The sequence below is a fragment of the Sinorhizobium sp. P24N7 genome, from assembly GCF_042436655.1.
GTDB classification, from domain to species: domain Bacteria; phylum Pseudomonadota; class Alphaproteobacteria; order Rhizobiales; family Rhizobiaceae; genus Sinorhizobium; species Sinorhizobium meliloti_A.
The window spans coordinates 102,487-115,433 of record NZ_JBHMIW010000006.1; the positions used below are offsets into that span (position 1 = coordinate 102,487).

The window sequence follows — 12,947 nt, forward strand, 5'->3', positions numbered from 1 at the left end:
GCAAGGTCGATGGCTGTCGCCTCCAAGAAGATCCCCGCCCCGGACGAGGTCCGGATCAAAACCGCCCTCCTTTCGGTCTCCGACAAGACGGGCATCGTCGAACTCGCCCGCGCCCTCAACGACAAGGGCATACGGCTGGTGTCGACCGGCGGTACGCACAAGGCGCTTGCCGATGCCGGCCTTCCCGTCAGCGACGTCTCGGAGCTGACCGGCTTTCCGGAAATCATGGACGGGCGCGTCAAGACGCTTCACCCCGGCGTCCATGGAGGTCTTCTCGCGATCCGCGACGACGCGGAGCATGCGGACGCCATGAGCGCGCACGGCATCACCGCGATCGATCTCGCAGTCATCAATCTCTATCCCTTCGAAGACGTCCGCGCCAAAGGCGGCGACTACCCGACCACGGTCGAGAATATCGACATCGGCGGCCCCGCAATGATCCGGGCATCGGCCAAGAACCATGCCTATGTGACGATCGTCACAGACCCGGCGGACTATTCGCCGCTGCTGGAGGAAATCGCAGACGGGACGACGCGCTACGCCTTCCGCCAGAAGATGGCGGCCAAGGCCTATGCCCGCACGGCCGCCTATGATGCGGCGATCTCCAACTGGTTTGCCGAGGTGCTCGACACGCCCATGCCGCGCCACCGCGTTCTCGGCGGCGTGCTCAGGGAGGAGATGCGCTACGGCGAAAACCCGCACCAGAAAGCCGGATTCTACGTGACCGGCGAGAAACGGCCGGGAGTGGCTACGGCGGCGCTGCTGCAGGGCAAGCAGCTCTCCTACAACAACATCAACGATACCGATGCCGCCTTCGAACTGGTGGCGGAATTCCTGCCGGAAAAGGCACCGGCCTGCGCCATCATCAAGCATGCCAATCCCTGCGGCGTTGCGACCGCGCCCTCGCTCGCGGAAGCCTATCGCCGGGCGCTCGCCTGCGATTCGACCTCGGCATTCGGCGGCATCATCGCGCTCAACAAGGAACTCGACGCCGAGACTGCGGAAGAGATCGTCAAACTCTTCACCGAGGTCATCATCGCGCCGTCGGCCAGCGACGAGGCGAAAGCCGTCATCGCCCGCAAACCGAACCTGCGGCTGCTTGCGACCGGCGGCCTGCCGGATCCGCGCACGCCCGGCCTGACGGCGAAGACGGTCGCCGGCGGTGTGCTCGTCCAGACGCGCGACAACGGTATGGTAGAGGACCTGGAGCTCAAGGTGGTCACCAGGCGCGCGCCGACGGCGCAGGAGCTCGAAGACATGAAGTTCGCCTTCAAGGTGGCGAAGCACGTCAAGTCCAACGCCATCGTCTATGCCAAGGACGGCCAGACGGCGGGCATCGGCGCCGGCCAGATGAGCCGCGTCGATTCCGCCCGCATCGCTGCCATAAAGGCAGAAGAAGCGGCCAAGGCGCTCGGCCTCGCCGAGCCGCTGACGCGCGGGTCGGCCGTCGCCTCGGAAGCCTTCCTCCCCTTCGCCGACGGTCTTCTGTCAGCCATCGCGGCCGGCGCAACCGCCGTCATCCAGCCGGGTGGTTCGATGCGCGACGAAGAAGTGATCGCGGCGGCGGACGAACACAATGTCGCGATGGTCTTCACAGGCATGCGGCATTTCCGGCACTAGAGCCCTTTTGTCTAATGCACTTCCGGGCGGAAAACCGTGACACCTGGAAGTGCTCTAACGCCTTAAGATACCGCCGCGGCTTATTTGATTTCCTCATTCCTGTGCCCGTCACAGAAATCCAGCCAGACCAAGTTCTTGGGCTGAAAGAACGCTTCCCGCGCCGCAGACGCGGCGCTGCTCTCATCCCTGTGACAAGTACAGGGATGAGGATGAGGAGAAGTTGAAACCCTACTTAGGTCGGTTCGACCTGAAACATGAACGTGATCGATTCCAAGACGTTAAGACGCCGGATGCGGAGGAAAACCGCATCCCGCTCCGGCCTCCTGCTCGACTACCTATCGCGGCCGGTGCGCCGGATAGGGAGTCCGCAGGAGGATCACGAGACCGACACCGAAAAAGGCCACCAGCGCCATCATGCCGATCCGGGCCGAACCGGTCATAAGCGTGATCGTCGCGACCGAGGCGGGCGCCAGGAACGAGGTGGCGCGGCCGGAAAGGGCGTAAAGACCGAAATAGCGCCCGGCTTCGTCGGGCGAAACACTGCGCGCGAGGTAGGATCGGGACGATGCCTGGACCGGCCCGAAGGCGACGCCGACGAGCAGGCCGTAAAGAATATAGGCCTTTTCGGCGGCGGTGCCGAAGAGGCCGCCCGAGTCCGCCGAGCCAAGCGGGACAAGCCCGAAGAGCGTGAAACCGGGCCCAGTGGAGACGATGCCGAGCGTGGCGATCGTTAGTGAGACGAGGCTTGCGACGACGATCGTCTTGGAGCCGAGCCGTGCATCGAGCCTGCTCGCATAAAGGCAGCCGAAAATCGCCACGACATTCAGGATGATGCCGTAGAGCCCGAGCTCCATCGTCTGCCATCCGAACATCCCGGCCGCGAAGGTGCCGCCGAGCGCGAGCAGCCCGTTGACGCCGTCCTGGAAGATCATCCGGGCAATCAGGAACCGCAAGATGCCGGTCCTCTCCTTGAGTTCGGCAAGCGTGCCCTTCAGTTCCTCGAAGCCCCGAGCGGTTGCTTTCGCCATCGACATCGTTGCCCTGGTCGCATCCGGCGTGAAGAGGAACATCGGCAGGATGAAAACCATATACCAGACGGCGGAAATGGGGCCGGTGATGCGGGCGTCTTCGCCCTCTGCCGGATCGAGCCCGAACAGAGGTTCGAGTCCGATCGCCGTCTTGCCGGTCTGGGGGCTTCCGGCAATCAGCGCGACCACGGCGATCAGCACGATCATGCCGCCGAGATAGCCGAGGCCCCAGGCGATGTTGGAGATGCGCCCCACTTCCTTTTCGCTGACGAGCCGCGTCATCATCGAATCGTTGAAGACGATGGAAAATTCGGCGGCCACGGTCGCCAGCGCAAGAAAGACCGCCGTATAGATCAGGGACGAGCCCGGCGCCGCGTTCCAGAGCAGGGCGAGCGAGATGATCTTCACGGCGGCGAAAAAGGCGATCCACGGCTTTCGCGGGCCGGCCGCATCGGCAATGGCGCCGAGGACCGGCGAAAGCAGGGCGATCACGATCCCCGCAATGGTCAGCGTATAGCCCCAGACCGCCTGCCCTTGGGCGGGATCGGCCGTTAGCCGGGAAACGAAATAGGGTGCGAAGATGAAGGTGGTGATCACGGTGAAGAAGGGTTGCGCGGCCCAGTCGAACAGCATCCAGCCGGCAATTCCGAGACGGGAAGTCCGAGGCCGCTCCTCCATTCGCCCAGCCGCGATATTCACTTCATCCCTCCCCGGCACTTGCGCAAGCGCGCCGCGTTCGTGGGCGGCGGGCAGGGCAATGAAGAACAACCTTCGACCGGAGCGGAATTGGTCCCTCCGGCCCAGTAATGGCCGGAGGGACTGTGTCATTTCGTCCAGCCGCGTGCAAGATCGCTGAGGAGACCGGCTGCGACAGTGACCTTGGCGAGCGTCGTTTCGCCCTTTTCGGTCAGGAGCCTCAGCTGGTCGCCGACAGTGGCGACGCGTTGGCGATCGCGATCCTGCCAGGCGAGAACGGGGTTTCGCTCGCCCTTATGCTCGACCAGGGCGGCGATGGTGATATCGCGGCGTGCGGTGCCGATATCGCCGACCGCCCGCGAGAGCGCCATCGACTCGAACTGCTCGGTGGCGGGCACACGGTCGGCGGCCGCCAGCAGGCGGTTGATCCTCAGGCTTTCGGTGACGGTGAAATAGGCCTGGGCGGTGCGGCTCAGCGGCTCGCCGGTTACCGTGGCGATCTGCATGATCTCAGGGACCAGGGTCATGAGCGACAGTTCGGAGATTTCCTCGGCAAGCTTTGCCGGCACGCCGTTTTCGATGAAGCCGGCGGCCCTCAGGCGAGCTTCCTCGGCACCCTCCCTGGATATCGCCGCCCGCATGGTGCCGCGCAGCTTCTGCAGCCCGTCGCGAAGCCGGGCAACCGCTTCGGCCACGGAGCCCTCGGAGGCGCGGGTGCGCAGCGCCCGTTCGGCGACGAGCGCAAAGATACGCCCCACCTCATGATAGAGCCGGTTCTGGATCACGCCGCTGATCCTGTTGTCGAGCGCGTCGATCTCGCCGTAGATGCGCGGCAGATCGAAGCCATCCAGGGCCAGCACCGCTGCCTTCACGACATCGGCGGAGAGGAAGCCGGTGGCATCCGTCAGCGTCGAAACGAAAGCCGGGCCGCCGCGGTTTATCGTTTCGTTGGCGAGTACGGTCGCGATGATTTCGCGGCGCAGCCGGTGCCCGTGAATGTCGCCGGCATAGGCCTTGCGCATCTTTGCGGGGAAGTAGCGCTCCAGGGTCGCCGTGAAATAGGGGTCGTCCGGAAGCTCGCTGACGATCAGCTCGTCGAAGAGCACCAGTTTCGCATAGGAGAGCAGCACGCCGATCTCCGGGCGCGTGAGCGGCCGGCCCGCCTGGTAGCGCTCGCTCATCGCCTGGTCGGTCGGCAGGGTTTCGACCTTGCGGTTGAGGTGGCCGTCGGCCTCCAGCCGCGCCATCAGCCGCGCCAGCGGCGTGCGGTTGGCGAGGCCCTGCATCTCGGTGAGCGAGATCGCCAGCGACTGCTGGTAGTTGTTGCGCAGCACGAGATGTCCCACCTCGTCCGTCATCGATGCCAGAAGCGTGTTGCGCTTGGGCCGGGTCAGGCGGCCTTCGCGCATGGCGGAGGCAAGCGCGATCTTGATGTTGACCTCGACGTCGGAGGAATTGACGCCGGCCGAGTTGTCGATGGCATCGGAGTTGCAACGCCCGCCATTGAGCGAGAAGCCGATCCGGCCTTTCTGGGTGACGCCGAGATTGGCCCCCTCGCCGATCACGCGCGCCCGCACGTCCTCGGCGGAGACGCGGATCGCGTCGTTGGCGCGGTCGCCGACCTCCGCATCCGTCTCGTTGGTGCCGCGCACATAGGTGCCGATGCCGCCGAACCAGAGCAGGTCGACCGGGCTCTTCAGGATCGCGCTCATGATCTCGAAGGGCGTCGCCTTCGGCTTGTCGATGCCGATCGCCGCCATCGCTTCGGGGGTGAGTGTCACCAGTTTTTCCGAACGCGAAATGATCATCGCGCCGGGCGAGAGCGTCTTACGGTCATAATCCTGCCAGCTGGAGCGCGAAAGCGCGAACATTCGCTTGCGCTCGGCAAAGGAGAGATCGATATCCGGCTCGGGATCGATGAAGATATCGCGATGATCGAAGGCGGCGATCAGCCGGATCTTTTCCGAAAGCAGCATGCCGTTGCCGAAGACGTCGCCCGACATGTCGCCGACGCCGGCGACGGTGAAGGGCGTCGTCTGGATGTCGACGTCCATTTCGCGGAAGTGCCGCTTGACGGCCTCCCACGCGCCGCGCGCGGTGATTCCCATCTTCTTGTGGTCGTAGCCGGCGGAGCCGCCTGAAGCGAAGGCGTCGTCCAGCCAGAAGTCCGCTTCCTGGGCGAGCGCATTCGCCGTGTCGGAGAAGGTTGCCGTTCCCTTGTCGGCGGCAACGACGAAATAGGGGTCGTCGCCGTCGAGCCGCAGCGTGTCCTCCGGGGGAACGACGTCCTGGCCGACGATATTGTCGGTGACGGAGAGCAGCGTGCGGATATAGGTCTTGTACGCTTCAGTTCCCGCCTTGAAGACCTCGTCGCGGCTGCCGCCGACAGGCAGCTGCTTCGGGTAGAAGCCGCCCTTGGCGCCGACCGGAACGATGACGGCGTTCTTCACCTGCTGCGCCTTGACGAGGCCGAGCACCTCGGTCCGGTAATCCTGTGCCCGGTCGGACCAGCGAAGGCCGCCGCGCGCCACCTTGCCGAAGCGCAGATGGACGCCTTCCACTTCCGTGCCGTAGACGAAAATCTCGCGGAAAGGCCGCGGTTCCGGCAGGCCCTCGAGCTGCTTCGGATCGAGCTTGAAGGCAAGAACCGCGCGCGGCCTGCCTTCGGGGTCCATTTGGAAATAGTTCGTCCGGAGCGTCGACTGGACCGCATTGACATAGCGGCGCAGGATCCTGTCCTCGTCGAGGCTGGGCACGGCCGACAGCGCCTCCTCGATGCCCGTCAGCAAGGCGTTGCACTTCTTCGTGCGCGCTTTCCCGTCCGTCGTCGGATCCATGCGCGTGGAGAAGAGGCGGAAGATGTCGGCGGCGATCGTCGGATACTTGTTCAGAGTATCGGCGATATAGCCTTGGGAATAGGTGATGCCGGCCTGGCGCAGATAGCGCGCATAGGCGCGCAGCACCGTGATTTCGCGGGCGGTGAGCCCGGCAAGCAGGACCAGCCGGTTGAAGTTGTCGTCCTCCGTCGTGCCGTTCCAGGCCGCCAGGAAGGCCTCCTCCAGGGCGGGGCCGATCCTGGCGAGATTGAGCGTGTGCCCGTCGCGATGGATCAGCTCCATGTCGTGAAGGACGACCTCGCGGGGCTCGTCCCCATGGACGTGCACGCCGATGTCGTAGGTCTGCTCGCTGATGACACGGAAGCCGAGATTTTCGAGAAGCGGCACGCGGCGCGACAGCGAAACGGGCGTGTCGGCATGGAAGATCTTCAGTTCCAGCGTATCCGGCCGCTCCTGGTGCCGGTGGTAGAAGGAGATGCGGATCGGGTCGCCGGCCGTGCAGGCGGCGATGTCTCCGAGGTCGGCATAGGCTTCCGCGGGCGTGAAGGCCGCCTGATAGGCTTCACCGACCGAAATCTCCGTGCCCTCCTTGCGGGCGAGCAGATTGAACCGATCGATCCAGCGGGTGACGATGGCGCGGACCGCCTCTTCGAGCTTCGCCTGGGGAACCCGTGGCGTCTTGCCGCCCGAGCGGCCGATGATGAAATGGACGCGTGCAAGCCCGCCTTCGGGAAAGGCCGGGTAATACGCCGAGACCCGGCCGTCATAGACCGTCTTCAGATAGTCGCCGATCTTTTCGCGGACGTCGGAATCGTATTGTTCGCGCGGCACGAACACGATGACCGAGACGAAGCGGTCGAAGTGGTCGATGCGCGGCAGCACCCGCACCCGGGGCCGGTCGCCGAGCTCGTTGATCTGTTCGCAGAAGGCGGCGAGCAGCCCGATATCGATCTGGAAAAGATCGTCGCGCGGATAGGCCTCCAGCGTGTTGGCCAACGTCTTGCCGGAATGGCTCTGCGGATCATAGCCGAAATGATCGACGATCTTCTCGATCTTGTGCCTGAGCAGCGGGATCTCCGACGCCTGCCGCGTGTAGGCCGTCGAGGTGAACAGACCGACGATGCGCAGTTCGCCGACGACGTTGCCGGAGGCGTCGAAACGCTTGATGCCGATGTAGTCCATGTGGGCACGCCGGTGGACGACCGACTTCACATTGGCCTTGGTGACGATCAGGAAGTCGGGCCCCTCGAGGAAGGCGAGGATTTCCGGGGTGGTCAGCACCGCATCCTTGCCCTGGCGCAGGACCCGCACGTCCGGATTGGACAGGATGCCGAGGCCCCTGCCCTTGCCGCGCTCGACCGTCGCCCGTTCGCCCTTGCCGGAATAGGTATATTCCCGCATGCCGAGGAAGGTGAAGTTGTTATCCCTTAGCCAGCGAAGGAACGCCAGCGCCTCGTCGCGGTCGCTCTTCTTGCGGGAAGCGTTGTAGTCTTCGAGCTCCCGCATTGCCTGGTCGAGCAGAGCGGTCATTGCCGGCCAGTCGTGTACGGCTTGATGAACCTGCTCCAGCACATCCGAGATGCGCTTGCTCAATGAGCGTGCCTCCAGCGGAGTCAGCCTGCTCAAGTGGATTTGAATGTGGCTGACGCGGTGCTCGGGCGCGCTTTCCTCGTCCGGATCGAACAGCTTCACGGGTTTGCCGGGCTCCATCACCAGAATCGGGTGGATCGCCAAGTGGATGTCGCGGTGGGTACTCGTCACCTCTCCCATCACCGAATCGTAAAGGAAGGGCATGTTGCGTTCGGTGATCGCGATGATCGAAACCTCGATACCACCCGGTGCGACCCCTGCCACCGTCTCCACCGAGACCTGGGGCTTGCCGCCGTCCCAGCGTGCGAGTTCGCTGCGTGCGTGGGCAGCGGTGAGCGCCAGCATCTCAGGCGTGTAACGGTCGAGGTCGTCGTTGCTCGCTCCGCCGAAGAGGATTTCCGGTGGCAGTGTCTCGGCCCCGAATCTGGACCCTGCCGCCCGAGCCGCATCGATGTGCCGGTCCCGCTTCGGATTATGCTTCACGCCCATGAAATCGCTCTCCACTCATGATGGTTGAACCTAGCAGAACCATGCCCAATGGCGACCGTTTTTATGATGGATTTCGGCAAAATGGAGCCGAATTTTGGAGAAAATCACGTAGATTCGACCTAAATCCATTTAAATCGAAGCCAATTTCGCAAAAATTTCCCGAAAAACCGCAAAAACGAACGAAAACGCCGAAAATTCTGTCACGGGGGTCTGCACGAGCAGCAGTTGACAGTCCGTGAGGGGCGGGCGATCACACTTCGAAAGCGAATAACGGGGTCTCCCAATGTCCGACACGCCTGCCGCGCCCGGTGCCGTCATCGTCATTTCGAGTCATGTGGTGCGCGGCGCGGTCGGCAACCGGGCTGCCGTCTTCGCGCTGGAAATGCTCGGCCACCGGGTCTGGGCCCTGCCGACGGTCGTGCTTCCCTGGCATCCGGGACACGGTCGGTCGACGCGGGTGACCATGCCGGACGAGGACTTCCGCTCGATCATCGGCGATCTCGTCGCTGCGCCCTGGATCGGCGAGGTGCGCGGGGTGCTGTCCGGCTATCTGGGTTCCCCCGAACAGGCGGCGGCCGTTGCCGGCCTCGTGAAGGCGCTGCGCCAGCGCAATCCCGCGCTCTTCTATGCCTGCGATCCGATTCTTGGCGATGCGGGCGGCCTCTACGTCCCGGTGGAGATCGCCAGCGCCATCCGCGACCTGCTGCTGCCGCTTGCGACGCTCGCCACGCCCAACCGGTTCGAGCTTTCCTGGTTGGCAGGTGCTTCGCTCGAGACGAATGCGGCCATCCTCGACGCGGCGGTCGACCTCGGGCCGCCACGCGTGCTGGTGACGTCGGCGATACCGATGATGAGCGGCGGCACGGGCAATCTCTACCTGTCCGGCCGCCATGCGCTGCTTGCCGAGCACCGACTGATCGACAATCCTCCGAACGGCACCGGCGATCTGCTCTCGGCCGTATTCCTGGCGCGCCTGCTGGAAGGGTTGCCGGAGGAACGCGCGCTGCAGATGGCGACCGCCAGCGTCTACGAGATCATCGCGAGAAGCCGCAAGCGCGATTCCGACGAGCTGACGCTCGAACAGGATGCATCGAGCCTGGCGACGCCGATGGCAATGGTGCAGATGCGCCGCCTCATGCATCCGAGCCAGGCGCGGAAGAAATAGCGTCAGATATGGAAGAATTGCCTCATAGGCGCATTTCGCCCTTTCGGATGGCCGGAGCACGCTGTAACAGTTCGACGCTTCATGGTTCCCGGTGCGTCTTTCAGACACGCTACCCGCATGTTTCCTTGAATCCCGATCAAAGACAGGAGCACCAGGACGATGCAGCAGGAACGAGTGGATGAAACGGGGTTACCGATGGATATACAGGGCTTTCCGGAACATCTTCTGACCGGCTACCGCAATTTCATGAGCGGTCGCTTCACCGAACAGCAGCAGCGCTACAAAACGCTCGCCGAGAGCGGTCAGAAACCGAGGACGATGGTCATCGCCTGTTGCGACTCCCGCGCCGCGCCCGAAACAATCTTCGATGCCGGCCCGGGAGAACTCTTCGTCGTGCGCAACGTCGCCAACATGATGCCGCCATATGAACCCGACGGACATTATCATTCGACCTCGGCCGCGCTCGAATTCGCGGTCCAGTCGCTGCGGGTCACCAACATCGTGGTCATGGGCCACGGGCGCTGCGGCGGCATCAAGGCGGCACTCGACCCGGACGCCGAGCCCCTCTCCCCGGGCGATTTCATCGGCCGCTGGATGAACCTCCTGAAACCGGCCGCCGAGCAGATCCAGAGCAATGACGTGATGACTCCGGCGGAACGACAGCGTGCGCTCGAGCGGGTCTCCATCCGCAATTCGATCGCCAATCTGAGGACGTTCCCCTGCGTGAACGTTCTCGAGTCGAAGGGAAAGCTTCGTCTCCACGGCGCATGGTTCGACATCTCGACCGGCGAGCTCTGGGTCATGGATGCGAAGACCGGGGATTTTTCCCGACCGGGAATGTAACGGTCGCCAGTCAGGCCCTTCATCCGCCTGCCTGTCCCTTCTCCCCCGCTAGCGGGAGAGAAGTCGCGGCAGCAGGATGAGGGGTAAAAGCGCTGTCAGCTGCCGTCGATTTCGGCGCCGATGATGGCGATCGCCTGCTGATAGACGCTGGCGGCATTCCAGCCCTGGATGGCGGCGAAGTTGACCTCGCCTGGCTGATAGCCGCCGCCCGGCTGCCAACCATGGCCGCGCAGGAAATTTGCGGTTGAGGCAAGCGCATCCGCTTTGGAGCGGACCATGTCGACATGGCCGTTGCCGTCCCCGTCCACGCCGTATTTCAGCACGTTCACCGGGAGGAATTGCGTCTGCCCGATCTCGCCGTGCGCCGCCCCGCGGGCGGCCGGGCTGAGGTCGCCGCGCTCGACGAGCTGGAGGGCGGCGTAAAGCTGGTTGGTGAAATAATCCGAGCGGCGACAATCATAGGCGAGCGTCGAGACGGCGGAAAGCGTGTGTTCCTTGCCCAGGAACGAGCCGAAGCCGGTCTCCATGCCCCAGATGGCGATCAATGGGCCGGCGGGAACGCCGTAGCGCTGCTCGATGCTCTGGAAGAGCCTGGCATTCTGCGCCCGCAGCTTCTTGCCGCGCGAAATGATCACCTGACCGCCGCGCTTCTGCATGAACTGGTCGAGCGACAGCTTGAAGCTCTTCTGGCCGCGATCGGCCCGGATCGTCGCCCTGCTGTAGGAGACGTTGGCGAGCGCCTGGTCGACCACCGAAGGGCTGATGCCGTTCCCGGCGGCTTCGCGCTTGAATTCCGACAGCCAGGCGGAGAAGCCGCTGCCGTCATTGCCGCACTGCGCCGCAGAGGCGTCCGCCGGAAGAACTACGGTTGAGATCAGGGCCGCCAGGCCCGCTGCTGCGCTCTTCACCCTATGCATGGATTACCCCGTCGATTGCCCGAATTGGTTGCCTTCGAAATTCCCGCTTCGTCATCCGCTCGTCGCCGGCACGATGGTTTCACGTGAATCCATTGCCCGCCGACGAACTGCGAACCCCGCCTGTCGCCGTAACGAAGCAGGCGGGGCTTAAAGTTTGCCCGACCGAGGCCGATCAAGCCGCCTGCTTGCGCGGTTTGATCAGGCCGCGGTTGATCAACAGCTCTGCGATCTGCACCGCGTTGAGCGCCGCGCCCTTGCGCAGGTTGTCCGAGACGATCCACATGTTGAGGCCGTTTTCGACCGTCGCATCCTCGCGGATGCGCGAGATGTAGGTCGCGTCCTCGCCGGCGCATTCGTAAGGCGTCACATAGCCGCCGTTCTCATGCTTGTCGACGACCAGGCAGCCCGGCGCTTCGCGCAGGATCTCGCGCGCCTCGTCGGCGGTGATCTCGTTTTCGAATTCGATATTGACCGATTCCGAATGACCGATGAAGACCGGGACGCGCACGGCCGTGCAGGTCACCTTGATCTTCGGGTCGAGCATCTTCTTGGTTTCGGCCAGTACCTTCCACTCTTCCTTGGTGTAGCCGTCCTCCATGAAGACGTCGATGTGCGGAATGACGTTGAAGGCGATGCGCTTGGTGAACTTCTTGCTCTCGATCGGATCGGCGACGAAGACAGCGCGGGTCTGGTTGAAGAGCTCGTCCATGCCGTCCTTGCCGGCGCCGGAAACCGACTGATAGGTGGAAACGACGATGCGCTTGATCCGGGCGTGGTCGTGCAGCGGCTTCAGCGCCACCACGAGCTGCGCCGTCGAGCAATTCGGATTGGCGATGATGTTTTTCTTGGAGAACTGCGCGATCGCGTCCGCGTTCACTTCCGGTACGATCAGTGGAACATCGGCGTCGTAGCGCCAGGCCGAGGAATTGTCGATGACGACGCAACCCTCGCGGCCGATCTTCGGCGAGTATTTCTGCGAGACGGCGCCGCCGGCCGACATCAGGCAGATGTCGGTGTCGGAGAAATCATAGGTGTCGAGGTTCGTCACCTTCAGCGTCTTGTCGCCGTAGGAGACCTCGGTGCCGACCGAGCGAGAGGAGGCGAGCGCCACCACTTCGTCGGCCGGAAAGCCGCGCTCGGAAAGAATGTTCAGCATCTCCCGGCCGACATTGCCGGTGGCGCCTGCGACAGCAATTTTGAAACCCATGATCTAAGCTCTCTTTCTGTCTCTCCTCGTTTGGTGGAGGGGGAAACTGCGCGGTGCGACCGCGAAGTTCCTGTCCCCGGCCTTACCGGGGAGAGAGCGGAGGGCCAGAGACGTCAGACGGTTTTCGTCGTCGTTTTGGCCGTGGTTTTGCGCGCGAGCGAGAAATGGCTGATCCGCCCGGCGGTATGGGCCGGCAAATTCAGCGCAGCGATGGACGAACCCTTCGGTCCCATGGCGGTTTCCTCGTTCGCCGCTGCTCTTACCGGCTTTTCGGCAAGAGTCAAGCCGCGGAGGCTCCCTAGTGGTCGTCACGCAAGGCAGCGCTTGCCCGCGGCACGATTGAAGACTTCGTGATGTGCGGGCGCGAGCATGGTGACCCCGGCATTAGACGAAAGTCATAAGCCCAAAGCATCCCTGCCTCGCGTGCCACTTTTCTGACATCTTGTTGCGAGGCGCACCACGCCCGGATGTCAAAGGGGACCCGACGTTCAGGGAGGAATGTCCGGACCGGGGAATGGGCGCTCCAATAGACCGATTTTGGAGTGGAGGAATCAA

8 protein-coding genes are annotated in these 12,947 nt (G+C 63.7%); 3 read left to right on the forward strand and 5 right to left on the reverse strand.

Annotated elements, in window-relative coordinates; all coding sequences use genetic code 11:
• Nucleotides 1–9: 9 nt before the first annotated feature.
• Nucleotides 10–1,620 carry a bifunctional phosphoribosylaminoimidazolecarboxamide formyltransferase/IMP cyclohydrolase gene (gene purH, locus ACFHWW_RS11985; RefSeq protein WP_379938368.1) on the forward strand — a complete coding sequence of 537 codons (1,611 nt, stop codon included), beginning with the start codon at nt 10–12 and terminating at the stop codon, nt 1,618–1,620.
• A 335-nt stretch (nt 1,621–1,955) separates the two neighbouring features.
• Here the strand turns inward: purH and ACFHWW_RS11990 are convergent, their stop codons facing one another.
• Nucleotides 1,956–3,347: an MFS transporter gene (locus tag ACFHWW_RS11990; RefSeq protein WP_379938370.1), complete on the reverse strand. Its 1,392-nt coding sequence runs from the start codon at nt 3,345–3,347 to the stop codon at nt 1,956–1,958.
• A gap of 125 nt (nt 3,348–3,472) precedes the next feature.
• Nucleotides 3,473–8,260 (reverse strand): NAD-glutamate dehydrogenase, encoded by a 4,788-nt coding sequence (locus ACFHWW_RS11995; protein WP_379938372.1) that lies wholly within the window; start codon nt 8,258–8,260, stop codon nt 3,473–3,475.
• Between the two features lie 283 nt (nt 8,261–8,543).
• Between ACFHWW_RS11995 and pdxY the strand changes: the two genes are divergently transcribed.
• The gene (gene pdxY / locus ACFHWW_RS12000; RefSeq protein ID WP_379938374.1) at nt 8,544–9,425 is read left to right on the forward strand and encodes a pyridoxal kinase PdxY; all 882 of its coding nucleotides are present in this window, start codon (nt 8,544–8,546) and stop codon (nt 9,423–9,425) included.
• A gap of 159 nt (nt 9,426–9,584) precedes the next feature.
• Nucleotides 9,585–10,268, forward strand: coding sequence for a carbonic anhydrase (locus ACFHWW_RS12005; protein ID WP_324762548.1), 684 nt, complete (start codon nt 9,585–9,587; stop codon nt 10,266–10,268).
• A 95-nt stretch (nt 10,269–10,363) separates the two neighbouring features.
• On the opposite strand, the gene ACFHWW_RS12010 is transcribed toward ACFHWW_RS12005, so the two are convergent.
• From ACFHWW_RS12010 to ACFHWW_RS12020, 3 genes are all read right to left on the reverse strand, one after another.
• Complete coding sequence (locus tag ACFHWW_RS12010) at nt 10,364–11,185, reverse strand: lytic transglycosylase domain-containing protein (protein ID WP_379938376.1); 822 nt, start codon at nt 11,183–11,185, stop codon at nt 10,364–10,366.
• Nucleotides 11,186–11,357: 172 nt separating this feature from the next.
• Nucleotides 11,358–12,392 carry an aspartate-semialdehyde dehydrogenase gene (locus tag ACFHWW_RS12015; protein ID WP_379938378.1) on the reverse strand — a complete coding sequence of 345 codons (1,035 nt, stop codon included), beginning with the start codon at nt 12,390–12,392 and terminating at the stop codon, nt 11,358–11,360.
• A gap of 113 nt (nt 12,393–12,505) precedes the next feature.
• The gene (locus tag ACFHWW_RS12020) at nt 12,506–12,676 is read right to left on the reverse strand and encodes a hypothetical protein (RefSeq protein WP_018098718.1); all 171 of its coding nucleotides are present in this window, start codon (nt 12,674–12,676) and stop codon (nt 12,506–12,508) included.
• Nucleotides 12,677–12,947 lie beyond the last annotated feature (271 nt).

Bases quoted from the DNA above. Each gene is read 5' to 3' on its own strand.
- pdxY (WP_379938374.1), top strand. From the start codon at position 8,544: ATGTCCGACACGCCTGCCGCGCCCGGTGCCGTCATCGTCATTTCGAGT.
- ACFHWW_RS12005 (WP_324762548.1), top strand. From the start codon at position 9,585: ATGCAGCAGGAACGAGTGGATGAAACGGGGTTACCGATGGATATACAG.
- ACFHWW_RS11995 (WP_379938372.1), bottom strand. From the start codon at position 8,260: ATGGGCGTGAAGCATAATCCGAAGCGGGACCGGCACATCGATGCGGCT.
- purH (WP_379938368.1), top strand. From the start codon at position 10: ATGGCTGTCGCCTCCAAGAAGATCCCCGCCCCGGACGAGGTCCGGATC.
- ACFHWW_RS12010 (WP_379938376.1), bottom strand. From the start codon at position 11,185: ATGCATAGGGTGAAGAGCGCAGCAGCGGGCCTGGCGGCCCTGATCTCA.
- ACFHWW_RS12015 (WP_379938378.1), bottom strand. From the start codon at position 12,392: ATGGGTTTCAAAATTGCTGTCGCAGGCGCCACCGGCAATGTCGGCCGG.